Here is a 22,806-nt window from a genome sequence, read left to right as displayed (position 1 = left end):
ATGCCGCCTATGCTTGCCCTGCCACTCATCCTCATCGCCTATCTGGCCGGTTCGTTATCCGCCGGGGTCATCGTCGCTCGGGTACTGGGTCTGGGCGATCCGCGCCAGGATGGCAGCGGCAACCCCGGAGCGACCAATCTGCTGCGCCTCGGCGGCCGGCGGGCCGCGGCGGTAACGCTGCTGGCCGACGCGATCAAGGGCGTCATCCCGGTCGTCCTGGCCCACGGCCTGGGCGTTGACGGCGCGGCACTGGCGGCCGTCGGACTGGCCGCTTTCATGGGCCATCTCTATCCGGTTTTCTTTGGTTTTCAGGGCGGCAAGGGCATCGCCACCGGGCTGGGGGTGATGCTGGCCTGGGCCTGGCCGGTGGGGCTCATGGCGCTGGGCTGCTGGGTGCTGATGGCGGCGGTATTCCGGCTCTCATCCCTGGCCGCGCTGACAAGCTTTGCCCTGGCGCCGCTTGCCCTGCTGGCCACCGGCTACCCGGCGCTGGCCGCCGGGGGCGCCATCATGGCGCTTGTCACCGGCTGGCGACACCGGGGCAACATCCAGCGCATCGCCAAGGGCACCGAGCCGCGCATCGGCAAGCGACAGACCTAGGCCCCGCCCGCCGCCGGCGTGGGCTGCGGCAATGCCTCACCCGGTGGCGAGAGCTCATCCATGGACCAACGCGGTCTGACCTCGGTGGCGCCATCATCCCGCTCACCGGCCAGAAGCCGCCGATAGCCGGCATAAGCGATCATCGCGCCGTTGTCGGTGCAAAACGCCAGACGTGGATAGGCCACCGTCGCGCCCTGGGCGCTGGCCTCTTCGCGCAAGCGCTCGCGCAGCGCCTGATTGGCCCCCACGCCGCCGGCCACCACCAGGCACCGGGCACCGGTCTCGGCAAGGGCCCGGCGCACCTTAATGGCAAAGGTATCGACCACCGCATCCTGAAACGCCCGCGCGATGGCTGCTCGGGTGGCCGGCTCGGCATCGGCACTGGCCACGGTATTGACCACCGCGGTTTTCAGTCCGCTAAAGCTGAAATCCAGTCCCGGCCGGTCGGTCATCGGCCGCGGAAAGACAAACCGGTCTGGGTCTCCGTCGCGGGCAAGCGCCTCGAGCTGCGGCCCGCCGGGATAGGGCAGGCCAAGCAGCTTGGCGGTCTTGTCAAACGCCTCACCGGCCGCGTCATCGAGGGATTCACCCAGCACCCGGTAGCGGCCGATATCCGCGACCTGCACCAGCATGGTGTGCCCGCCCGAGACCAGCAACGCCAGAAAAGGAAACGCAGGCGGCTCGGGTTCGAGCATGGGCGCAAGCAGGTGGCCTTCCATGTGGTGGACACCCAGCGACGGACAATCGAGCGCCCAGCCCAGGCTTCGTCCCACCGCCGTTCCCACCAGCAGCGCGCCGGCCAGCCCCGGGCCACGGGTGTAGGCGACCCCCCCCAAATCGGCGCGGCTCAGCCCGACCTCGTCCAGGCAGTCGTTGACCAGCGGCAGGACCCGGCGGATGTGATCGCGCGAGGCAAGCTCGGGCACGACACCGCCATAAACAGCGTGGGTGTCTACCTGGCTGTGCAGGCGATGGGTCAGCAGACCCTGCTCGTGGCTGTAGAGCGCGATGCCGGTCTCATCGCAGGAGGTTTCGATGCCAAGGACGATCATCGTCGCGGGCCGTCCGTCTTTGTGATGGATCACTTTGCATTTTCGCCCGGCCGCGCTTAGACTACCGGGCTCGATTGGGTCATGGCCCAGTCTACGTCGATTTCACTAACAGGGTAAGGTCAAGACTTTATGCCGAGCGTTAAGGTTCGCGAAAATGAGCCCTTCGAGGTGGCACTCCGCCGCTTCAAGCGGTCCTGCGAGAAGGCGGGGGTCCTCTCCGAGGTGCGCCGCCGCGAGCACTACGAAAAGCCCACCCAGGAGCGCAAGCGCAAACAGGCGGCGGCGGTCAAGCGTCATGCCAAGCGCCTGCAGCGCGAAAACCAGCGTACCCAGCGCCTCTACTGACCCAAGCGCCGGTGAGCGAGCTAAAGACAGCGATTGCGGATGCCGTGAAAACGGCCATGAAAGCCGGCGAAAAGGACCGGCTTTCGACGCTGCGCATGGTCAGCGCCGCCATCAAGCAAAAAGAGGTCGACGAGCGCCGCAGCCTCGAAGACGCGGACGTGCTGGCCATCCTCGATAAGATGGTCAAACAGCGCCGGGAATCGCTCGAGCAGTACGAATCGGCCGGCCGCGACGATCTTGCAAGCGCCGAGCGGGCCGAGATCGCACTCATCGGCGAGTTTCTGCCCCAGCCGCTCACCGACGCCGAAATCGACGCTCTGATCGACGCCGCCATTGACGAAACCGGCGCCGAGAGCGTCCGTGACATGGGCAAGGTGATGGGCATCATCAAGCCCAAAGCTCAGGGCCGGGCCGACATGGGCGCGGTCAGCGGCCGGGTCAAAGTGAAGCTCGGTTAACCGCCACCGCCAGTCTGCTCGGCTCCTGATCATCCCGCCGATGCCGTAGAGTAGGGGCATGGCCGGGCGTATCCCAGACAGTTTCATCGACGAGCTTCTCGCGCGCATCGACATCGCCGAGTTGGTGGGCGAGCGTGTCCAGCTCAAGCGCTCGGGCAGCAACTACCACGGCCTTTGCCCGTTCCACGGCGAGAAGACCCCATCGTTTACCGTGAGCGCCGACAAGCAGTTCTACCACTGCTTTGGCTGTGGGGCCCATGGCAGCGCCATCCGGTTTCTCATGGAGTATGACCGGCTCGAGTTTCGTGAAGCGGTCGAGCAGCTCGCCACCCTCGCCGGCATGGAAATCCCCACCGAGGCTCGAGGCGGGGGCAATACCGAGGCGCAAAAGCCTCTCTATGCGGTCCTCGAGCAGGCCAGTAGTCACTATCAGCAATGGCTGCGCAACCACCCCGGCCGCCAGCGGGCGGTGGATTATCTGCAAACCCGCGGCATCAGCGGCGAGATCGCCCGGACCTACGGAGTCGGCTTTGCTCCGCCAGGCTGGGACAACCTGCTGCGCGCCGTCGCCGACGCCGATCCCCTAAAGCGCGCCGGTCTTGTCGTCGAAAAAGACAACAGCCGCGGGTATGACCGCTTTCGTGACCGGATTATGTTCCCCATCCGCGATCGTCGCGGCCGCACCATCGGTTTTGGCGGCCGGGTCATCGACGAGGGCGAACCCAAATACCTCAACTCGCCGGAGACCCCGGTGTTTCAGAAGGGCCAGGAGCTCTACGGCCTCTACGAAGCCCTCCAGGCCGACCGCCACCCGCCCGAAATGGTGGTGGTCGAAGGCTATATGGATGTGGTGGCGCTCGCCCAGGCCGGCATCCACCGCGCCGTCGCCACCCTGGGAACCGCCACCTCGACACGGCAGGTCGAGCGGTTGTTTCGCGCAAGTGCGGATATCGTTTTCTGCTTTGACGGCGACGCGGCCGGGCTGCGGGCGGCCTGGCGGGCGCTCGAAAGCGCCCTGCCGGCCATGCGTCAGGGCCGACAGGTGCGGTTTTTGTTCCTGCCCGAGGGCGACGACCCGGACAGTCTGGTGCAAAGAGAGGGGAAAGCCGGATTCGATCAACGGCTCACCGAGGCCACGCCGCTTTCGGACTATCTCATCGATCGCCTCACCCGCGAGGTGGACATGCAGAGCATGGACGGCCGGGCACGGTTGATCGAACAGGCCCTGCCGCTTCTGCAGAAACTCCCACCCGATGTCTACCGGCACATGCTCATCGAGCGGGTCGCCGGACTGGCCCGGCTGGAGAGCGATTATCTGGAAGGCATCGTCGACGGCCGTGAGACGCTGACGCGCTCGCGTCAGGCCAGTGCCGCCGAGCCGGGCATTGACGGCAGCGCCGTGCGGCGGACACCGGTGCGCCTGGCCATTGCGCTGCTGCTCCAGCGCCCGGGGCTGGCCGCAGAGGTCGAGGATGTGGCCTCGCTGCGCGGCCTGGACGACCTGCCCGGCCTGCCGTTATTGGTGCAACTGCTTGAATTGGGCCGAAATGAACCCCAGATCACCCCTAGTGCGGTACTGGAGCGGTTTCGGGACAGTGAATACGAGGTTGCGCTTTGGAAGCTAGCCACCTGGGATCACATGGTGCCCGAGGCGGGGTTGGCCGACGAGTTTGCCGACGCCATGACCCGCGTGCGCCGGTTGTTGGCCGACCGCCGGCTTCAGTACCTCAACGAACGGCTCCAGGCCGGGGAACTTACCGCCGCCGAATGGGACGAATGGACACGATTGAAGCGCTAGAAAAAAGTGCTACCATAATCGGTTCAGCACAAAAACAGGGTCCCGCCGAAAAACTCCGAGCATCAGCGACTTATGGCAAGCCAAGACCAGCAATCCCAGATTCGTGAACTCATCGCCCGCGGCAAGGAGCAGGGCTATCTGACCTATGCCGAGGTCAACGACCACCTGCCCGACGATATCGTCGAGCCGGAGCAGATCGAAGACATCATCGGCATGATCAACGATATGGGCATCCCTGTTCACGAAACGGCGCCGGATGCGGATACGCTGCTGCTCAGCGATGGCGCGGTTTCGACCGACGAGGACGAAGCCGAAGAGGCTGCTGCTGCCCTCGCCGCGGTAGATGCGGAGTTTGGCCGCACCACCGATCCGGTGCGGATGTACATGCGCGAGATGGGCACGGTCGAGTTGCTTACCCGGGAGGGTGAGATCGAGCTGGCCAAGCGCATCGAGGATGGCCTCGACCAGGTGCTTCGGGCCCTGTCCGGCTATCCGGAGTCTTCCCGAACCATCGTTGCCCTGCATCACGGCATCCAGAACAGCGAACTGCGGCTCGCCGAGGTCGTCGCCGGTTTTCGCGATATCAGCGAGCTGGTTGAAAACGTCCCCGAGGTCGTGGCCGAACAGCAGGCCGAAATTGAGGCCGCCGCCCGCGAAGCCGAAGCGAACGCGGTCGAGGGCGAAGAAGAGGAAGCCGCCAGCACCGGCGACGCCGGACCGGATCCGGAACGCGCCGCCGCCATTTTCGACCGCATCGAGGTGCTCCACTACCAGATGGTGGAGGTGCTCGAGGACAAGGGCCCGGACGCCAAGGCGCTGGGGCCGATCCGTGAAGAGATGACCGGCCTGTTTCTGGCGATCAAGTTCGTGCCCAAGGTCATCGAGGGGCTGGCCGGCAATCTGCGCAAGGCCGTCGAAGGCGTCCGCGCTGCCGAGCGCGAGGTCATGCGGGTCGCCACCAAGCAGGGGGGCATGCCGCGCAAGGCCTTCATCCAGTCCTTCCCGGGTCACGAAACCGACACGGGCTGGGTGGATAAGGTCATCCAATCCGGCGAGTCCTACAGCGACAAGCTTGCCGAGCACCGTCAGGCGCTGCTGGATGAACAGGCCGAGCTCATCCGCATTCGCGAGCTCACCGGCCTGCCCCCGGCCGAGATCAAAGAGATCAACCGCCGCATGTCCATCGGCGAGGCCAAGGCGCGGCGCGCTAAAAAGGAAATGGTCGAGGCCAACCTGCGCCTGGTCATCTCCATCGCCAAAAAGTACACCAACCGCGGCCTGCAGTTCCTGGACCTGATCCAGGAGGGCAACATCGGCTTGATGAAGGCGGTGGACAAGTTCGAATACCGCCGTGGCTACAAGTTTTCGACCTACGCGACCTGGTGGATCCGGCAGGCGATCACCCGCTCCATTGCCGATCAGGCGCGGACCATCCGCATCCCGGTCCACATGATCGAGACCATCAACAAGCTCAATCGCGTCTCTCGCCAGATGCTCCAGGAGATGGGCCGCGAACCCCACCCCGAGGAGCTTGCCGAGCGGATGGAAATGCCCGAGGACAAGGTCCGCAAAGTCCTGAAGATCGCCAAAGAGCCGATCTCGATGGAAACCCCCATTGGCGACGACGAGGACTCGCATCTGGGTGATTTCATCGAGGACACCTCGGTGATGTCGCCGGTGGATTCGGCGACCCGCGAGGGGCTGCGCGAGTCGGTGCGCGAGGTCCTCTCGGGGCTCACACCACGCGAGGCCAAGGTCCTGCGCATGCGCTTTGGCATCGACATGAACACCGACCATACCCTCGAAGAGGTCGGCAAGCAGTTTGACGTCACCCGCGAGCGCATCCGCCAGATCGAGGCCAAGGCACTGCGCAAGCTCCGCCACCCGACCCGCTCGGATGGGCTGCGCAGCTTCCTCGACGAGCAATAGGCCCGCATCGCCCAAGGCGGTAACGGCGACACCCTGTACGCTCGCCGGTATACTCCCGCCCGATCAGCGGGCCCATAGCTCAATGGTCAGAGCAGAGGACTCATAATCCTTTGGTTCCAGGTTCGAATCCTGGTGGGCCCACCACTTTCGATGCCTTGCGCGGCAAGATGCCACTAAAAGGAGATGCGCCCATGGCCCGTACTGAGCAGGTGGCAGTGGTGACTGGCGCCAGTCAGGGCATTGGCCGGGGCGTTGCCGAAGCGCTGTTGGCCGATGGCCATCGGGTGGCCCTCGTCGCCCGCCGCTGCGAGCCTCTCGAGGCCCTCGCGGCCACCCATCCGGATCAGGCGCTACCCATCGCCGCCGATGTATCGGACCCGCAGGCAGTTGACCGGATCTACGCGCAGGTAGCCAGTCAGTGGGGGCGTGTGGACGTGCTCTTTAACAACGCCGGCGCTTTCATGGCCTCGAGCGAAACCGCCGATGTCAGCTACGACGACTGGCGGCGGGTGCTTGGCGTCAATGTGGATGGGGCTTTTTTGATGGCGCGGGGCGCTTTCCGAATGATGCGCGGGCAGGACCCGGCCGGCGGGCGGATCATTAACAACGGCTCGATCTCTGCCCATGCACCACGGGTCAACTCCGTTGCCTATACCACCTCGAAACACGCGATCACTGGATTGACCAAGTCCATCACCCTCGACGGCCGGGCCCATGACATCGCCTGCAGCCAGATCGACATTGGCAATGCCGAAACCCCCATGACCGAGCCCATGAAGGCCGGCATCCCGCAGCCGGATGGTAGCGTGATGCGCGAGCCGGTCATCGATGTCGCGCATGTAGCCGATGCGGTGCGCTACATCATCGACTTACCGCTCGAGGCCAATGTGCAGTTTATGACTGTGATGGCGACAAAAATGCCTTATCTGGGGCGAGGATAAAAAGCCGTCAGCCGATCAGGAACACGAAGTCGAACAACTTGTCCGATGGCGACGTTCTTGCCAGAGGAAATCATCATGAAATTGGGTCGGCTGACAATCCTCCTAATCGCTATCACGCTTCTAAGCGCCTGCGCCAGCACCGGCTCGGCCCCCGACGGCAACTTCCCCGCGGGCGGTGGGAGTGGCGGATATTTCGCGCCCCGATAGCGTCATATATCTGTAACACCGTATATATGCGGAAGCAGATACAATGCTGCCATCGATGGACAACGGTAACCCACGATGGCGCATTACAACGTACTGTTTCTTTGCACCGGCAACTCGGCCCGCAGCATCCTGGCCGAGGCATTGATCAACCATACGGCCGGGGCCCAATTCACCGGCTACAGCGCGGGCAGCTTCCCGGCCGGGCAGGTCAATCCACTGGCGCTCGAGCTCCTCGAGCAGATGCGGATCCCGACCGAGGGGCTGCATAGCAAGAACTGGGACGCCTTCAGCGGCCCGGACGCGCCCAAAATGGATTTCGTGTTCACCGTCTGCGACCAGGCCGCGTCAGAGCCCTGCCCGGTCTGGCCGGGTCAGCCCATGACCGCGCATTGGGGCCTGCCCGACCCGGCGGCGGTCGAGGGTCCGGACCAAGTCCGCCAGCGCGCCTTTCGCGATGCGTTTATCGCGTTGCGCAGCCGGATTGGCCTTTTCACCAATCTGCCCATCGCTTCGCTGGATCGGCTCAAGCTCCAGGACCAGCTCGAGTCCATTGGCAAAACCCGGCCGGAGACCGAGTGATGGAAGCCCGTCAGACCGATACCGGCCATGCACTGACCCCCACCGGGTTGTTTCGGCTGCTTGGCGATGAGACCCGCCTGCGTGCGATGGTCCTGCTCAACCGTCGGGGTGAGCTCTGCGTCTGCGAGCTCACCGAAGCGCTCGGGGTCAGCCAGCCCAAGATGTCCCGCCACCTGGCCACGCTGCGCGATAACGGCCTGGTGGAGACACGCCGTAGTGGGCAATGGATCCATTATCAACTCTGCGGGGATCGACCCGAATGGCTGCGCACCACCCTCAATGCCATCTGTGAATCCCTGGCCGACCAGGCACCGCATGCCGATGACGTGCGCCACATCACCCGTGCCATTGCCAGAAATCGAAGCGAGTGTGAGTCATGACTGCACAATGTGACGTGACCGCCCGGCGTGCCACCGGCGAGGTGATGGGCCGGTTTGAGCGTTATCTCAGCGTCTGGGTGGGGCTCGCCATTGTGGCGGGGATTGCGCTCGGCAAGCTGTTCCCGACCGCCTTTGAATGGCTGAGCGGCCTTGAAATCGCCAACGTGAACCTGGTGGTGGCCGTGCTCATCTGGGCCATGGTCTATCCGATGATGATCAATGTGGACTTTGCGTCGCTACGCCATGCCGGCGATCGACCCAAAGGCCTCACGGTGACTCTGGTCATCAACTGGCTGATCAAGCCGTTCACCATGGCCGGGCTGGCGTTGTTGTTCTTCGAAGGCTTTTTCGCCGGCCTGGTGCCGGCGGACGACGCCAAGGCCTACATCGCCGGCATGATCCTGCTGGGGGCGGCGCCGTGTACCGCGATGGTTTTTGTCTGGAGCCAGCTCACCGACGGCGATGCGACCTATACGCTCGTCCAGGTCGCAATCAATGACCTCATCATGATCTTTGCCTTTGCCCCACTGGTCGCCCTTTTGCTGGGGGTGGCCGAGGTCATCGTGCCCTGGCAGACGCTGTTGCTGTCGGTCGGCCTCTACGTGGTGATCCCGTTGATTGCCGGTGCCCTGACCCGACGGCATCTGTTCGGCCAGGGGGGACAGACCGCGGTCGATCGATTCACCGGGCGCATCAAGCCGATCACGGTCATGGGCCTGGTGGTCACGGTCTTACTGTTATTTGCCTTTCAAGGCGAGCGCATCCTCAACCAGCCCCTGGTCATCGCGCTGATCGCGATCCCGCTGATCATCCAGAGCGTCGGCATATTCGGGCTGGCCTACCTCTGGGCCCGCGGTTGGCACGTGCCCATTAGCATTGGGGCACCGGCCGCGCTCATCGGGACGTCCAACTTCTTTGAGCTGGCCGTCGCCGTTGCCATCAGCCTGTTCGGGTTAAACTCTGGGGCCGCGCTCGCCACCGTGGTGGGCGTGCTGGTCGAAGTGCCGGTCATGCTGGCCCTCGTCAAACTGGTGAATCGCTCGCGGCCCTGGTACGAGCGGGCGCCCACGGTGCGACAAAGGCGCGGAACATGAGTGACGAGACCACACCCAACCTGGTTGAGGCCGCCTTCAGGCCCATCGACGATGCCTCGCTCCTGACTCCCGCCGGCGAGGCACCGATCCGTATCCTGCTGCTCTATGGCTCGCTGCGCGAGCGCTCGTACAGCAAGCTCACCGCGCTGGAGGGGGCACGCATGCTGCGTCGCCTGGGCGCGGACACCCGGGTCTTTGACCCCAGCGGCCTGCCGCTGCCGGATGACGCCGAGGCCGACCACCCCAAGGTGGCCGAACTCCGCGAGCTGGCGACCTGGGCGGATGGGTTTGTGTGGTCGAGCCCCGAGCGCCACGGCGCCATGACCGGCATCATGAAAGCGCAGATCGACTGGATCCCGCTGAACATGGGGGGCGTGCGCCCGACCCAGGGCAAGACCCTCGCGGTCATGCAGGTCAACGGCGGCTCGCAGAGCTTCAACGCCGTCAACCAGCTGCGCATCCTCGGCCGGTGGATGCGCCTGATCACCATCCCCAATCAATCATCCGTGCCCAAGGCCTTCATGGAGTTCGACGAGGACGGGCGCATGAAACCCTCGTCTTTTTACAATCGCATCGTCGATGTGATGGAAGAGCTCGTGAAGTTCACCCGCCTGACCCGCGGCTGTCGGGACTACCTGGTCGATCGCTACTCCGAGCGGGTGGAAACCCCCGAGGCCGTATCGGCGCGGGTCAACCAGCGATCAGTATAAAGCGAACGCCATAGCGGCGATGGCATCACCGGCTGATATCGGCGAGAATCCGGCCCTCTAACAAAACAAAGCAGGAGGGAGCCCATGTCAGCCGCCAAGCAACTGCGCCAGCTCATCGCCGACAACTCACCGGTCGTCGCCCCCGGGGCCTTTGATGGCCTCTCGGCGCGACTGGTCGAACAGGCCGGTTTCTCGGCGGTTTACGCCACCGGTGGTGGCATCGCCCGCAGCACCGGTGTGCCGGATCTGGGCTTGATGAGCCTCGATGAAATCACCCGTCGGCTCGAGGAGATGGTGGATGTCACCGGCATCCCGCTGATCGCCGATGCGGATACCGGTCACGGCAATGCGCTCAATGCCCAGAAAACCGCCCGGGCCTTTGAGCGGGCGGGCGTGGCAGGCTTCCATCTCGAAGACCAGGTCTTCCCCAAGAAATGCGGCCACTACGATGACAAGTCCATCGTCCCCGAGCGCGAGATGACGCAGAAGATCCGGGCGGTCAAGGATGCCCTGCATGATCCCGACATGGTGCTGATCGCCCGCACCGACGGACTGGCCGTCGAGGGATACGAGCCCACCATCGCCCGCGCCCACGCCTACATGGAGGCCGGCGCCGATGCCATCTTCGTCGAGGCGCCGACCTCGGAAGAACAGATCGAGCAGATCGCCCGGGACCTGCCCCAGCCCAAGCTGATCAACATGTTCCACGGTGGCAAGACGCCGCTTATGCCGGCCGACCGGCTGGGTGAACTGGGCTATAGTCTGATCATCATCCCCAGCGACACCCAGCGTGCCGCCATCTGGGGGATGCAGCAGACCCTGGCGGCGATCCGTCGTGACGGCCACAGCGCCGCGATGCAGGAGCAGATGGTGACCTTCAAGGGCCGGGAGGCGGTGATTGGCACCGATGATTACCTGGCCCTGGACGAAAAGTACGGCGTCTGAGCCGCGGCCGGATAAAAAACCGGGGGCCGAAGCCCCCGTAAAGTCAGTGGGTGGCGATCACTACCCACTCAGGCAGACTTGAACTGCTCCTCTTCGGTGGAGCCGGTCATGGCCGTCACCGAGGACACCCCGCCCTGAATGGTCTGGGTGACCTGGTCAAAGTAGCCGGCCCCCACCTCACGCTGATGGCGGGTGGCGGTGTAGCCATCCTTCTCCGAAGCAAACTCGGCTTCCTGCAGCTCGGAGTAGGCCGCCATCTGGCGGGTCTTGTAGCCGCGGGCCAACTCGAACATGGAGTAGTTCAGGCTGTGGAAGCCAGCCAGGGTGATGAACTGGAATTTGTAGCCCATGGCCCCCAGCTCGTTCTGGAAGCTGGCGATGGTCTTCTCATCCAGCTTGCCGCGCCAGTTGAACGACGGCGAGCAGTTGTACGCCAGCATCGTATTGGGATGCTCTTTGTGGATGGCCTCGGCAAAGCGCTTGGCAAAGCCAAGGTCCGGGGTCCCGGTCTCGCACCAGATCAAATCGGCAAATGGCGCATAGGCAAGGCCGCGGCTGATGGCCTGCGCCTCACCGGCGTTGGTGCGGAAAAAGCCCTCTACCGTGCGCTCACCGGTGATATGCGGTGCATCGTACTCATCCACATCCGAGGTGATCAGATCCGCCGCCAGGGCATCGGTCCGGGCCACCAGCAGCGTCGGGACATCCATGGTGTCTGCCGCCAGCCGGGCCGCGGCCAGCTTTTGCACCGCCTCCTGGGTGGGGACCAGCACCTTGCCGCCCATGTGCCCGCATTTCTTGACCGAGGCCAGCTGGTCCTCGAAATGCACGCCGGCCGCTCCGGCGCGAATCATGCCTTTCATCAGCTCAAAAGCGTTGAGCACACCCCCGAAGCCGGCTTCGGCATCGGCGACGATGGGCTGCATCCAGTCAACGCTGTCATCACCCTCGGCATGATGGATCTCATCGGCGCGCATCAAGGCGTTGTTGATGCGCTCGACCACCGATGGCACCGAGTCGGCCGGATACAGCGACTGGTCCGGGTACATGGTGCCGGCCAGGTTGGCATCGGCCGCCACCTGCCATCCCGACAGATAGATCGCCTTGAGCCCGGCCTTGACCTGCTGCATGGCCTGGTTGCCGGTCATCGCCCCCAGGGCGTTGACGTAGTCGAGATCACCGCTGGTGAGGTAATCCCAAAGCTTCTCGGCGCCCAACGTGGCCAGTGTGTGCTCCACCGGCACGGTGCCGCGCAGACGAACCACCTCGGAGGCCGGATAAGGGCGTTTAACGTCGGCCCAACGGGGGTTGCTGGCCCAGTCTTTTTCGATCTCGGCTGCCGTTTTCATGGTTTTCATCGTCGATCGCCCTCCTCAAGGCCTGGTCATTGCCGTGGACGGTCTGGCCGTCTACGCACTGCACCATATGTGGCGTCGCAGCATTGCACAAGGTAATGTATTCAATACATAGCATTTTTTTTATTAATAATTGGACCCGACCATGCCGGTACCACTGGATCAGACCTATCGCCAGGATCGCCTGCGTCAGTTGCGTGCTTTCTGCTTTGCTGCCGAAGCCGGCAGCATCTCGCGCGCCGCCGAACGCCTTGGCGTCACCCAGCCCTCGGTGTCGCTGCAAATCCAGGCCCTCGAACGGGAACTGGGCATCACCCTTTTCGAACGCCGGGGCCCACGGATTCGCTTGACCCCCGACGGCGAAGAGCTCTATGCCGAGGGCCACAAACTGGTCGAGGCCATCGACGGGCTGGCCGACCGTTTTGCCGAGGGCAACCGGCCACTCGACAGCGGCCGACTGGATATCGGTGCCGGCGAGTCGTCCACGCTCTACCTGCTGCCGCCGACGCTGGAGCGGTTCATGGAACACCACCCCAATGTCCAGGTGCGGCTGCACCATCTGTCGGTGGGCGAGCTCATGGACGCCCTGCGCCAGGACCAGGTGGACTTTGCCGTTGGCGCCATCCTGGATATGCCCGATGAGCTTCGCTACCGGGCCATCTACTCCTACGGCCTGTCGCTGATCACCCCACCCGACCATCCTCTGGCACGGCGGGATGTGATCACCATGCGGGATCTGGCCGTCGAGGACTACATCATCCCGCCACAGAACATGACCACCTGGCGGTTGATCAGCCTGGTCTTCCAGCAGCACGCCATCCGCTATCGGATCCGTCTCGAGGTCGGCAGCTGGGAGGCGGTCAAGCGCTATGTCTCACTGGGCTTCGGGATCGCCATTGTCAGCAATGTCTGCCTCGCCGAGGACTACCCCGGCATCGTGGTGCGCTCGTTGCCCGAGATTTTCCCCAAGCGCACCTATGGCGCCATGTCCCGGCGCGGCCGGTTTCTCTCACCCCAAGCCCGGCGGTTTCTCGAGATGATGCGCCCGGACTTTTTCGAGGCCGACCCCGATCGACTCGACCGCCCCGGGCCAGACCGCTCCGGGCCGGGCTTTATCGCCGCCGATGGCCTGGATGCGGTCTAGGCATGCCGCTAGAGCGTTTTTAGCCAGAGCGTAAAGTCGCTCCCCGCGCCCGGCTTGCTCTCGACCGTGACACGGCCATCGTGGGCCTGCATGACCTGCGAGACCAGGAAAAGGCCGATCCCCATGCCCCGGGCGGTGATGTTGTTGGGCGAGCGGTAGTGCTGCTCGAACACCCGATTATGCTCCTCCGGCGGGATGCCGACGCCGCGGTCCCGCACGCGGATGCCGGCTTCGCCGTCGGCGCGGATAACGTCCACCTGAATGGGGGTGCCGTTGGATGAGTACTTGGCCGCGTTGTCGATCAGGTTGTTGATGGCATTCCCCAGCAGTGCCTCATCGGCCAGCACCGTGGCTTGCTGTGTTGTCAGCTCGAGGGGGTGATCCACCCGCAGATTGCCCGGCGCCAGCAGCTTCGGCAGCCACTCCGAGAGCTCCAGGCGCTGGCGCTGCATGGTGTGCTCGCCCTTTTCCATGCGATCACTCTCGAGCCACTGCTCGAAGAGCTGCTCGAGGCGGCCGGCAGCGCCCTCGATGGACTCGAAACGCTGCAACGGCTCGCCCACACCATAGTCCCGCTCTTTGCGGGCCACCTGGGCCTGCCCCTGGATAATCGCCAGGGGATTGCGAAACTCATGGGCAATCAGCCCGGCAAACTGGCGATACTTCTCCAGCGTTGTCCGTTCCCGATCCAGCGCCCGCGAGAGATCTACCGTGCGCTGCTGGACCAAGCTCTCAAGCTTGGCCTCGGAGGCGCGCAGGCCCTCGACTAGTTGCCGCTCTTTGTCGAGGGCTTCCTGCTGGGCCCGCTCGCGGGCCCGGCGCTCGCTGTGGATACGATCCGCAAGGGCGAAGGAGAGCAGCAGCATCTCGAGCAACGAGCCGATCTGCAAAAGGTTGCCGGTCACCACGTTGGTCGGAATGATCGCGAAATTGCGCAGGGCCTGGACGGTGGCAGCCACCAACAAAACCGCCCAGGCCAGCATCAGGTAACGCGCCCCGGAAAACCCGCGCAACCAGCTGCGCAGCGTCACCCACAAGAGGATGGGGCCGGTCAGCGCGCCGGCGACGCTGATCGAGACCGAGCCGACGCGAACCGGCGCGTCAACCACCGGCAGCAGGGCGATCCCCAGAAAAATCGCCATCAACCCCAAAAGCCAGCGATCGATAATCGGCTGCGCCTGTCGGGTCTCGAGAAAATCCCGCAAAAACCAGACTGCAAAGACCCCGGCCATCGAGAAAAGCGAATTGGTCCCCAGGGTGTCCGGCCAACCCGGCCACAGCAACAGCAGGTAACTTCGAAAGCCGTTGTGCACCAGCATGGCCAGGCCCACAAAGACAAGGAAAACGCAGTAGATCCCGTACTGCCGCTCGCGCAACGAAACATAGAGGAACAGGTTGTAGATCAAAAGCCCGAGCAGGACACCAAAGTAGGCCATCAACCCGGCAATCCGGATGGTGTCGGACAAGTCAAAGGCCGACGGCGTCCACAGCCGCAGGGGGACGGTGACCGAACCGTTGGAGGCCACCCGCAGGTAGTACGTGCGGGGTTGGTCGACGGAAAGCTCGACCGGGAAGACGAAATGTCGGTGAACCCGGGGGCGTTGCGTTACCGGCTGGTTGTAGCCGGTGGCCATCACCGGCTGCCCCGGGGCGTAGAACCGCACATCCACCAGACCAAAGTAGCCAATCTCGAGCCAGTAGGACAGCGACGCCGCCGCAGGTGCCTGCAACCGGAGGCGGAACCACCAGGCCGAATCGCTCAGACCGAAATTGGGGGTATCACCGCCCGCAAACCGTTGAAACCGATCACTGGCCTCGCCAGTGCGAATGGCATCGATGGTCAGGGTGCCGGCGGGGTCTTCCAGATAGGCGACCGCGTCGTTCAGGCTGATTGACCCATCCACCGGCGCGGTCACGGCCGTGTCCGCCCGGGCGGACGTGGCCTGGACGGTAGCAGCCAGCACCACGCCCAGTAGCGTCACAGCCAACCACCGTTGCAGTCTCATGCCCGTCCCGTGCCGCCTTACCGATTGCTCAACCGCAGCTCGATGCGGCGATTCTGGGCCAGCGCCTCGGGGCTGTCGCCCTCGGCCACGGGCTGATACTCACCATAACCCACCGCCGCCAAGCGTTGTGGCGGGATCCCCTCATCGATGAGCGAATCCAGGATCGACTGGGCCCTTGCCGTGGAGAGCTGCCAGTTGGAGGGGAACTGTTCGGTGTTGATGGGGCGGCGGTCGGTGTGGCCTTCGACCTGCAGGACCCAATCGATCTCCTCGGGGATGCGCTGGGCGACCCGACGCAGGGTCTCGGCCACCTGGGCCAGTCGCGCTTCACCCGCCGGGCCGATCTCGGCCGAGGCGGTGTCGAAGAAAAGCTCGGACTGAAAGCGAAAGCGATCCCCGACGATTTCGATCGCCTCGATATCACCGAGCACCTCACGCAATCGACCGAAGAACTCGGACCGGTAGCTGGAGAGCTCTTGCACCTCTTCGGCCAGAGCGACGTTCAACCGCTCCACCAGTGTGTCGATGCGAGTACGCTGCTCGGCAACGGTCTGCTCTTCGATCCGCAGGGCCTCGGCAAGCGCACTGATCTGCTCGCGAAGCGAGCGGACCTGTCGCCGAAGCGCCTCCACTCGCGCCTCGGCATCGGCGGTCAGGGTCTGCTCCTCGCGCAAGGCGCGCTCACGCTCTTCGACTTCGGCGATCAGATCCTGTATGCGCATCTCGCGGGCTTCCACCGTCTCCTCGGCGGCCCGGGTGCGTGCCTCGGCACCCGCCAGCTCGCTGCGCAAGTCGATGATTTTCTGTTGCAGCGTGGCAATCTCCAGCAGACTCGCCCGCAGATCGTCCTCGCCGGCGGCGACCTGCTCCCGGGCCGCCGCCAGCGCTGACTCGGAGACCGCCAGCGACTCACGGGCCTCGTCCCTTTGCGCCAGGGTGGCCGACAGCTCGGCATAAAGCCCGGAGACCTCTTCCTCGAGGCGGCGACGCTCATCCCGCTCGAGGGACAGCGCTTCGGCCATCGCGTCGAGCTCGGCTTGCAATGACGCCAGTGCCTCGTTGCGGTCACTCAGCTGGCTGCTGAGATAGAGCTGCGCGACCACAAAGAGCAGCAGCACAAAAACAAAGGCCAAAAGGATGGTGGCCAGGGCATCGACAAATCCCGGCCAAATATTCACCGTATCACGCTGACGCCGAGGGCTGCCCAACATGGCCGATCAATCCGGGTCGTTGTCGTTGAGATGAGAGACCGTGCGGGTCAAAAGCCGGACCTCATCGCGCAGCTCACCGATGAGCCGCTCGCGATCGCTCGCCAGCTCCGCCCGCAGATCCTGCAGGCCCTGAGCCATCGCCTTGAGCTGCTCGCTGAGGGCGGCCTCGCGGCTTTCATCCGCCTCACTGGCGTCGGCCAGACGCGTGAGCACCCCCTGCAGCTCGGCCTGGGTACGCGTGAGCCCCATCAACCCGCGCTGTTCACTGGCCGACTGCTCGGCGAGTCGCGAGATCTCCTCGGTCAGCTCGATGATGCGCGCATCCACGCTGCGCCGCTCCTCATCGCCCCGGGCCATGACCCGCTGGAGTTTATCCAGGCTATCGGCGGTATTCTCGAGCAGGGCCTGGATATAGGCGGGCACCGAGCCTTCGTCGCCGCCGCTGATCGCACCACTGGATAGCCGCGTCTGCCCCGCCAGCCATTCCTCGAGATCATTGTAGAACCGGTTCTGCGCATGCGAGGCCTGCAGATCGACAAAGCCGAGCACCAGCGCACCGGCGAGGCCAAAAAGCGATGAGCTAAAGGCGGTGCCCATACCGGTCAGTGGCGCCTGCAGCCCGTCGCGCAGGGCGGTGAAAACCGCGCCGGCATCGCCGCTTTCAAAGCTCAGACCGGCGATCACGCCCCCCACGGCGCGCAGGGTATCCAAAAGCCCCCAAAAGGTCCCCAGCAGCCCCAGAAACACCAGCAGCCCGATCAGGTAGCGGGACACATCCCGGGATTCGTCGAGCCGGGAGCGGATCCCGTCCAGCACCGTACGCAACGACATGGCCGAGAGGTTGAGCCGATCACCGCGGCGGCCGGTGAGCATCTGTGCCATCGACCCCAACAGCCGGCTGCCGGCAAGCGACGGCGCATCGCCGGCCTCGGCATGGCGAAAGCGCTCGACCCATTCCACCTCGGGCTTGAGCACCAGCACCTGGCGGCAGTTGATCACCAGCCCCACCAGCAAGACCCCGATGATCATGCCGTTGAACACCGGGTTGGCCAGAAACGCCTCGCTGAGCGGTGCATAGAGCACGCCGGCCGCCGCCGCAACGGCGGCCAGAAAAACCATGATCCAGGTGAGCACGCGATTGGGATTGCGCATGCCATACCTCCTTCGTTGGGGTATTTCCATGAGACTACCCTAGCGCGGATGACGCTGTGATGTACCCCCCATGGCTGCGTCCCGCGACCCACTGGGCTATCCTGCCAACCATGAATGATGCTTTGCGCGGCTATCGCCTGGGGCTGGGGCTCGCCCTGGTGGTTCTCACCGGATTGCTGGTCTATTGGCTGCAACCCATCCTGACACCGTTTCTGGCCGGTGCACTGCTGGCGTACCTGGGCGACCCCCTGGCCCGCCGGCTCGAGCGCCTGGGCTTGAACCGGACGCTTTCAACCAGCGTTGTCTTTTTGGCGCTCACCCTCATCCTGCTGCTGGCCATGCTGATGCTCGTGCCCCTGATCGGCCGCCAGCTCGAGACGCTGCGCGGCCAACTGCCCGCCATGCTCGGCTGGCTGCAGGGCAGCGCTTTGCCATGGCTGGAGCAGACCATGGGCATCGATGCCGGGGCCATCGAGCTGGGGGCGCTGCGCGAGGCGGTGACCGCCGACTGGCAATCCACCGGCAACGTGGCCGCGATTGTCCTCGAGCGCGTCACCCGATCGGGTCTGGCGCTGGCCGGCGCCATCGCCACCCTCGCGCTGATCCCGGTGGTCGCCTTCTATCTGCTGCGTGACTGGGAGCGTGTCCTCGCCGGCATGCTCAACCTCGTCCCGACGGGCTGGCAGCCCACGCTGCGGCATCTGGCGATGGAATGCGATGAGGTCGTTGGCGCTTTTTTGCGCGGTCAGCTTTTGGTGATGATCGCCCTGGGGCTTTTCTACGCCCTGGGGCTGTGGCTGATCGGCCTGGATCTGGGGGTGTTGATCGGCCTGCTCTCGGGGCTGGCCGCGGTGGTGCCCTATCTGGGGTTTATCGTCGGGATCATTGCGGCGAGCGCTGCGGCCATATTCCAGCACCCCGAGTGGTTGATCCCGGTGCTTTTGGTCTGGGTTGTCTATGGCGCCGGCCAGATGCTGGAATCGGTGGTGTTCACACCATTGTTCGTGGGGGACCGCATTGGCCTGCACCCGGTGGCGGTGATATTTGCCGTGCTCGCCGGCGGGCAGCTCTTTGGCTTTGCCGGCGTGCTGCTGGCATTGCCCGTCGCAGCGGTGGTCGTGGTCCTGCTACGTCACGCCCATGCCTTTGTGACCGGTTGATGCCATGAGCCGAGCCTCCCGCCAACCCGCCAAGCTGCCGCCGCCGCCCCGCGAGCCGGATCTGGACGAGTGCTGCGGCAGTGGCTGCGACCCCTGCGTGTTCGATCTCTACGAACAGCGCCTGGAGCGGTGGCGCGAGCGTTGCAAGGCGTTGCAGTCATCACAGGACCAGCGCTCATGATCCGGTTATTCAGCGCCGCACTGCTTATCTTTTTTCTCGCCTTCATGCTCTCCGGGCGCTTCCGGGCCTGGCTGCGGGCACGCGCGCCGATGTTGCTGCTCGGCGGGATCGGCGCGTTAGCGGTAATCCTGGCCGCAACAGGCCGGCTGAACTGGATCTTTGCCGCCGTGGGGGCGGCTTTGCCTTTTATCTGGCGCCTGGCCTCGCTGTTACGCTTTCTACCCTGGATCACCCGGTTTCTGGGCGGATCGGCAGCGGCGCGGGGCCAGAATGGCAACGCGGCCGAGGCGCCGCGGCCGACGGATGGCCCCATGACCCGCGACGAAGCGGCCGAGATGCTGGGGGTGGCGATTGACGCCGACCGCAAGACCATCCTTGCCGCCCACCGGCGATTGATGCAAAAACTCCACCCCGACCGGGGGGGCACCGATTATCTTGCCGCGCGCCTCAACGAGGCCCGCGACCGTCTGCTTGAAGGGGACTGACGTCCAATGGCCGGACTCATTGCCATCGTGCTTGCCCTGCAGCTCGCCGGTGAGGTGGTGGTGCGCCTGACCGGGCTGCCGGTTCCGGGGCCGGTCCTGGGCATGTTGACGCTTTTTATCGTGCTGGTGATCCGCGGCCGGGCGCCGGCCGGCCTCGAGGGGCTTGCCAACGCCCTGCTGGGCCACCTGGGGCTGCTTTTTGTCCCCGCCGGGGTGGGGGTGGTCGCCTACCTCGGGCTGATCGCCGATCGCTGGCTGGCGTTGATCACCACACTGATCGCCAGCACCCTGGTGGCCATCCTGGTCACCGCCCTGACCCTGCGGTTGCTGCTCAAACGCCGGGGTGAACACGGATGAGCGAGCTCGTCGGCATCTGGGTGTATCTGGCCGAACAGCCTCTGCTGTGGCTGACCGTCACCGTTGGCATCTATGCCATCGCCCACCGGCTTTTTCTGGCCAGTCACGAGTTCCCCCTGCTCAATCCGGTACTGATCTCGGTCGCCAGTGTCGTTGGGCTTTTGCTACTCACCGACACCCCGTACACCGCCTATTTCGACGGCGCTCAGTTCATCCATTTCATGCTCGGCCCAGCCACGGTGTTGCTGGCCATACCGCTCTACGCCCAGGCCCGGCAACTGCAGAAACAGTGGTTGCCGCTGGTCCTCGCCCTGGTGGTTGGCTCGGTCAGCGCCATCCTCGCCGCGGTGGCGATCGGCTGGATGCTGGGGCTCGAACCGGCGTTGTTGATCTCGCTAATGCCCAAATCCGCGACCACCCCCATTGCCATGGCCACCTCGGAACAGCTCGGCGGCAAGGCCTCGTTGACGGCCGTATTCGTGATCTTTACCGGCATCACCGGCGCGGTGGCGGGGGTGCCATTGATGCGACTGTTCGGCGAGCGCAATGCCGATGTCAAAGGCTTTGCCCTGGGGGTCGTCGCCCACGGCATCGCCACCGCCCGGGCGTTTCAGCACAGCGACAAGGCCGGCGCCTATGCCGGTCTGGGGATGGGGCTTAACGCGGCGCTGACCGCGCTGCTGGTGCCGCTTCTGGCCTGGCTTCTGGGGCTTTATTAGGCCCGCCTGGCGACCGGCGGTCACCGCTGGGGAAATCAATCCGCGACGCGATCCAGGGTCAGATCGACGATCACCTCGACGTCGTGGCCAGCCACCTGCGGATCCTGCCACTCGCCCTGGCCGATCCCGAACCGGGTCCGGTCGATGACCACCGAGCCATCCATCATCGCCGTGTCGCCATCCACCTGCCAGGTAAACGGCAGGATCACCTCGTGGGTGTTGTCACGGATGGTCAGATCGCCCACTGCCTCGTAGCCGTCATCCGTGCGGCGGATCTCCCGCGTGACATAGCGGGCCTCGGGAAAGACCTCGGTATGAAACCAGGGCTTGTCCGGCAGGGCATTGTCCCGCTGACCACTGCCGGTATCCACGCTGGTCATGGCGATGCGCACATCAAACCCGCTATTGGCCAGGTCATCCGCCGAGAAGCGCATCTGCGCGCTGTAGTCGGCGAAGTGGCCCTCGAACTGACCGCCCTGCTGGGTGGCCTCGAAGCCGAGCCGGCTGTCCGGATGCTGGATCTGCCAGCGATCCGCCGCGAGCGCCGGCATGGCGGCAAGACCAAGGGCGAGGGCAAGGAAACGGTACGCACGCATGGCGATGCTCCAGGGTTAGCGCGGTGAGCGACCGGGCAACATCCGCCGCAGGATGTCGTCCCGAAGAATAAAGTGATGCCGAAGCGCGCCACCGATATGCCCGGCCAGCACCAGGACAAACCCCCAGAAAAGGGCAAGGTGGATGCGACTGGCCCATTCGCCCAGCGCCTCGCTCTCCGGGGTCAGGTTGGGGATCTGGACCAGGCCAAACACATTGAGCGGAAAATTGGCGGCGGAGTTGATGACATACCCCGACAGCGGCATCAGCAGCATCAGTGCATAGAGCGCGCGATGGGCGCCATGAGCCAGCCAGCGCTCGTGGCGGGGCAGCTGGCCCGGGAGCGGCGGCGTGGTGTTGAGCCACCGCCACACAAGCCGCAGCATCACCAGGGCCAACAGGGTGATGCCAAGGCTCTTGTGCACGGCATAGAGCTGGAATTTGAGGGCTCCCATCGGCAGGTTGACCATCACCCAGCCCAGCCCCATGGCCGTGGCAATGCCCAGCGCCATGAGCCAGTGCAGCAGCTGCGCCCCGGCCCCCCAGCGCGATGAGGAGTTGCGAATCTGCATCATGACTTGTTCCGACAGACGAGCGGGTTGAGGGTTCAGCGCAGGCCCCGGGCCTGCTTGATGGTGTCGTAGGCGGACTGGATTTCCTGGGCCCGCTCCTTGGCGATGCGCATCATCTCCTCGGGCAGTCCCTTGGCGACGAGCTTGTCCGGGTGATGTTCGCTCATGAGCTTGCGCCAGGCCCGCTTGACCTCGGCGTCGCTGGCGTCCGCACCCACCCCCAGGGTGTCATAGGCTGCCGAGAGCTGGGATTCCCCGCCGGTCTGGCCGGCCGCATGACCGCCCATCATGGTCTCGAGGCGAGCGTAATCGGCCTCGGAGAGCCCTAGCGCCAGCGCAATCCGCCGCAACACCCCGCGTTCGGCGTCATCAAAGGCACCGTCCGCCAGCGCCGCCTGGATCTGGATTTCCAGAAAAAGCCGGACAAGCTGCACATGCCCGCGGCAATAGCGCCGGAATTCCTCCAGGGTCTGGTCCAGATCGGCTTCGCCATCCCGGCCGGCCCGAAAGTAGCTGATGGCCTCCTGGCGCTGGGTGGCGTTGAGATCCATCCGATCCATGACCTGCTCGGCCACACGGATTTCCGCCTCGGTGACCCGGCCGTCGGCCTTGCAGACATGGCCCATGACCACGAAGGCGCTGCGAAAGAACGCCGCATGCACCATCTGCCGGTGGCCACCGCCACCGGCAAAACCCCGCATACCGCCCCTTGCCAGGGCGCGATCAAACCAATTGCCGACAATCAGCCCGATCAGGGCGCCGACCCAGCCGCCAGCCAGTCCGCCGAAGACCGCGCCCAGGAGTTTACCGATCCACATCCTCATGACGGCAA

Annotated in this window: 25 protein-coding genes and 1 tRNA gene; 18 read left to right on the top strand and 8 right to left on the bottom strand. The window is 64.7% G+C overall.

Going from position 1 to position 22,806, the window contains the following annotated elements:
• The first annotated feature begins 9 nt into the window (after positions 1 to 9).
• Entirely contained in the window at positions 10 to 600 is a 591-nt protein-coding gene (gene plsY, locus V6X73_RS07800; protein ID WP_367959042.1) for a glycerol-3-phosphate 1-O-acyltransferase PlsY, read from the top strand.
• Here the strand turns inward: plsY and tsaD are convergent.
• Positions 597 to 1,652, bottom strand: coding sequence for a tRNA (adenosine(37)-N6)-threonylcarbamoyltransferase complex transferase subunit TsaD (gene tsaD / locus V6X73_RS07795; protein WP_367959333.1), 1,056 nt, complete (start codon positions 1,650 to 1,652; stop codon positions 597 to 599). The genes plsY and tsaD overlap by 4 nt on opposite strands.
• Before the next feature lie 129 nt (positions 1,653 to 1,781).
• Here tsaD and rpsU point away from each other — a divergent pair, with 129 nt between their 5' ends.
• From rpsU to V6X73_RS07740, 11 genes are all read left to right on the top strand, one after another.
• The gene (gene rpsU / locus V6X73_RS07790; RefSeq protein WP_367959043.1) at positions 1,782 to 1,997 is read left to right on the top strand and encodes a 30S ribosomal protein S21; all 216 of its coding nucleotides are present in this window, start codon (positions 1,782 to 1,784) and stop codon (positions 1,995 to 1,997) included.
• Between the two features lie 11 nt (positions 1,998 to 2,008).
• Positions 2,009 to 2,455 carry a GatB/YqeY domain-containing protein gene (locus tag V6X73_RS07785; protein ID WP_367959044.1) on the top strand — a complete coding sequence of 149 codons (447 nt, stop codon included), beginning with the start codon at positions 2,009 to 2,011 and terminating at the stop codon, positions 2,453 to 2,455.
• Between the two features lie 58 nt (positions 2,456 to 2,513).
• Positions 2,514 to 4,253 carry a DNA primase gene (dnaG, locus tag V6X73_RS07780; RefSeq protein WP_367959045.1) on the top strand — a complete coding sequence of 580 codons (1,740 nt, stop codon included), beginning with the start codon at positions 2,514 to 2,516 and terminating at the stop codon, positions 4,251 to 4,253.
• 72 nt (positions 4,254 to 4,325) lie between these two features.
• A complete protein-coding gene (gene rpoD / locus V6X73_RS07775; protein ID WP_407810441.1) occupies positions 4,326 to 6,182 on the top strand; it encodes an RNA polymerase sigma factor RpoD in 1,857 nt (618 codons plus the stop codon).
• A 68-nt stretch (positions 6,183 to 6,250) separates the two neighbouring features.
• Positions 6,251 to 6,326: transfer RNA gene (locus V6X73_RS07770), tRNA-Ile, on the top strand.
• A 47-nt stretch (positions 6,327 to 6,373) separates the two neighbouring features.
• On the top strand, positions 6,374 to 7,123 hold the full coding sequence (locus V6X73_RS07765) for an SDR family oxidoreductase (RefSeq protein ID WP_367959046.1): 750 nt from the start codon (positions 6,374 to 6,376) through the stop codon (positions 7,121 to 7,123).
• 282 nt (positions 7,124 to 7,405) lie between these two features.
• Entirely contained in the window at positions 7,406 to 7,909 is a 504-nt protein-coding gene (locus V6X73_RS07760; RefSeq protein WP_367959047.1) for an arsenate reductase ArsC, read from the top strand.
• Positions 7,909 to 8,289: an ArsR/SmtB family transcription factor gene (locus V6X73_RS07755; protein WP_367959048.1), complete on the top strand. Its 381-nt coding sequence runs from the start codon at positions 7,909 to 7,911 to the stop codon at positions 8,287 to 8,289. Before V6X73_RS07760 ends, V6X73_RS07755 begins: the two co-directional genes overlap by 1 nt.
• Positions 8,286 to 9,383, top strand: a complete 1,098-nt coding sequence (gene arsB / locus V6X73_RS07750) for an ACR3 family arsenite efflux transporter (protein ID WP_367959049.1) — start codon at positions 8,286 to 8,288, stop codon at positions 9,381 to 9,383. Before V6X73_RS07755 ends, arsB begins: the two co-directional genes overlap by 4 nt.
• A complete protein-coding gene (arsH, locus tag V6X73_RS07745) occupies positions 9,380 to 10,093 on the top strand; it encodes an arsenical resistance protein ArsH (protein WP_367959050.1) in 714 nt (237 codons plus the stop codon). Before arsB ends, arsH begins: the two co-directional genes overlap by 4 nt.
• Positions 10,094 to 10,177: 84 nt before the next feature.
• Positions 10,178 to 11,038 carry an isocitrate lyase/PEP mutase family protein gene (locus V6X73_RS07740; protein ID WP_367959051.1) on the top strand — a complete coding sequence of 287 codons (861 nt, stop codon included), beginning with the start codon at positions 10,178 to 10,180 and terminating at the stop codon, positions 11,036 to 11,038.
• Positions 11,039 to 11,106: 68 nt separating this feature from the next.
• On the opposite strand, the gene aceA is transcribed toward V6X73_RS07740, so the two are convergent.
• On the bottom strand, positions 11,107 to 12,396 hold the full coding sequence (aceA, locus tag V6X73_RS07735) for an isocitrate lyase (RefSeq protein WP_367959052.1): 1,290 nt from the start codon (positions 12,394 to 12,396) through the stop codon (positions 11,107 to 11,109).
• 142 nt (positions 12,397 to 12,538) lie between these two features.
• Between aceA and V6X73_RS07730 the strand changes: the two genes are divergently transcribed.
• Positions 12,539 to 13,537: a LysR family transcriptional regulator gene (locus V6X73_RS07730; protein WP_367959053.1), complete on the top strand. Its 999-nt coding sequence runs from the start codon at positions 12,539 to 12,541 to the stop codon at positions 13,535 to 13,537.
• An 8-nt stretch (positions 13,538 to 13,545) separates the two neighbouring features.
• Here the strand turns inward: V6X73_RS07730 and V6X73_RS07725 are convergent, their stop codons facing one another.
• The 3 genes from V6X73_RS07725 to V6X73_RS07715 are packed head-to-tail and all read right to left on the bottom strand — an operon-like array spanning position 13,546 to position 17,906.
• Entirely contained in the window at positions 13,546 to 15,543 is a 1,998-nt protein-coding gene (locus V6X73_RS07725) for a sensor histidine kinase (RefSeq protein ID WP_367959054.1), read from the bottom strand.
• A 17-nt stretch (positions 15,544 to 15,560) separates the two neighbouring features.
• A complete protein-coding gene (locus V6X73_RS07720; protein ID WP_367959055.1) occupies positions 15,561 to 16,721 on the bottom strand; it encodes an OmpA family protein in 1,161 nt (386 codons plus the stop codon).
• A 39-nt stretch (positions 16,722 to 16,760) separates the two neighbouring features.
• Positions 16,761 to 17,906 (bottom strand): flagellar motor protein MotA, encoded by a 1,146-nt coding sequence (locus tag V6X73_RS07715; RefSeq protein ID WP_367959056.1) that lies wholly within the window; start codon positions 17,904 to 17,906, stop codon positions 16,761 to 16,763.
• Between the two features lie 110 nt (positions 17,907 to 18,016).
• Here V6X73_RS07715 and V6X73_RS07710 point away from each other — a divergent pair, with 110 nt between their 5' ends.
• From V6X73_RS07710 to V6X73_RS07690, 5 genes are read left to right on the top strand one after another with little or no spacing between them, the layout of a single operon-like run.
• Positions 18,017 to 19,066 (top strand): AI-2E family transporter, encoded by a 1,050-nt coding sequence (locus tag V6X73_RS07710; protein ID WP_367959057.1) that lies wholly within the window; start codon positions 18,017 to 18,019, stop codon positions 19,064 to 19,066.
• Between the two features lie 4 nt (positions 19,067 to 19,070).
• Complete coding sequence (locus V6X73_RS07705) at positions 19,071 to 19,247, top strand: oxidoreductase-like domain-containing protein (protein ID WP_367959059.1); 177 nt, start codon at positions 19,071 to 19,073, stop codon at positions 19,245 to 19,247.
• Positions 19,244 to 19,732, top strand: a complete 489-nt coding sequence (locus V6X73_RS07700) for a J domain-containing protein (protein ID WP_367959060.1) — start codon at positions 19,244 to 19,246, stop codon at positions 19,730 to 19,732. Before V6X73_RS07705 ends, V6X73_RS07700 begins: the two co-directional genes overlap by 4 nt.
• 6 nt (positions 19,733 to 19,738) lie before the next feature.
• On the top strand, positions 19,739 to 20,089 hold the full coding sequence (locus V6X73_RS07695; RefSeq protein WP_367959061.1) for a CidA/LrgA family protein: 351 nt from the start codon (positions 19,739 to 19,741) through the stop codon (positions 20,087 to 20,089).
• A complete protein-coding gene (locus tag V6X73_RS07690; protein ID WP_367959063.1) occupies positions 20,086 to 20,808 on the top strand; it encodes an LrgB family protein in 723 nt (240 codons plus the stop codon). Before V6X73_RS07695 ends, V6X73_RS07690 begins: the two co-directional genes overlap by 4 nt.
• Before the next feature lie 35 nt (positions 20,809 to 20,843).
• Here V6X73_RS07690 and V6X73_RS07685 read toward each other — a convergent pair whose 3' ends face one another.
• The 3 genes from V6X73_RS07685 to djlA are packed head-to-tail and all read right to left on the bottom strand — an operon-like array spanning position 20,844 to position 22,798.
• The gene (locus tag V6X73_RS07685; RefSeq protein ID WP_367959064.1) at positions 20,844 to 21,404 is read right to left on the bottom strand and encodes a YceI family protein; all 561 of its coding nucleotides are present in this window, start codon (positions 21,402 to 21,404) and stop codon (positions 20,844 to 20,846) included.
• Between the two features lie 15 nt (positions 21,405 to 21,419).
• A complete protein-coding gene (locus V6X73_RS07680; protein WP_367959065.1) occupies positions 21,420 to 21,977 on the bottom strand; it encodes a cytochrome b in 558 nt (185 codons plus the stop codon).
• Positions 21,978 to 22,009: 32 nt separating this feature from the next.
• Positions 22,010 to 22,798: a co-chaperone DjlA gene (djlA, locus tag V6X73_RS07675; RefSeq protein ID WP_367959066.1), complete on the bottom strand. Its 789-nt coding sequence runs from the start codon at positions 22,796 to 22,798 to the stop codon at positions 22,010 to 22,012.
• Positions 22,799 to 22,806: the final 8 nt, after the last annotated feature.

The sequence above is a fragment of the Spiribacter pallidus genome, from assembly GCF_040838495.1.
Classification (GTDB): domain Bacteria; phylum Pseudomonadota; class Gammaproteobacteria; order Nitrococcales; family Nitrococcaceae; genus Spiribacter; species Spiribacter pallidus.
Note: the sequence above shows the minus strand (reverse complement) of the source record. Positions and strands in the feature narration are given on the sequence as shown.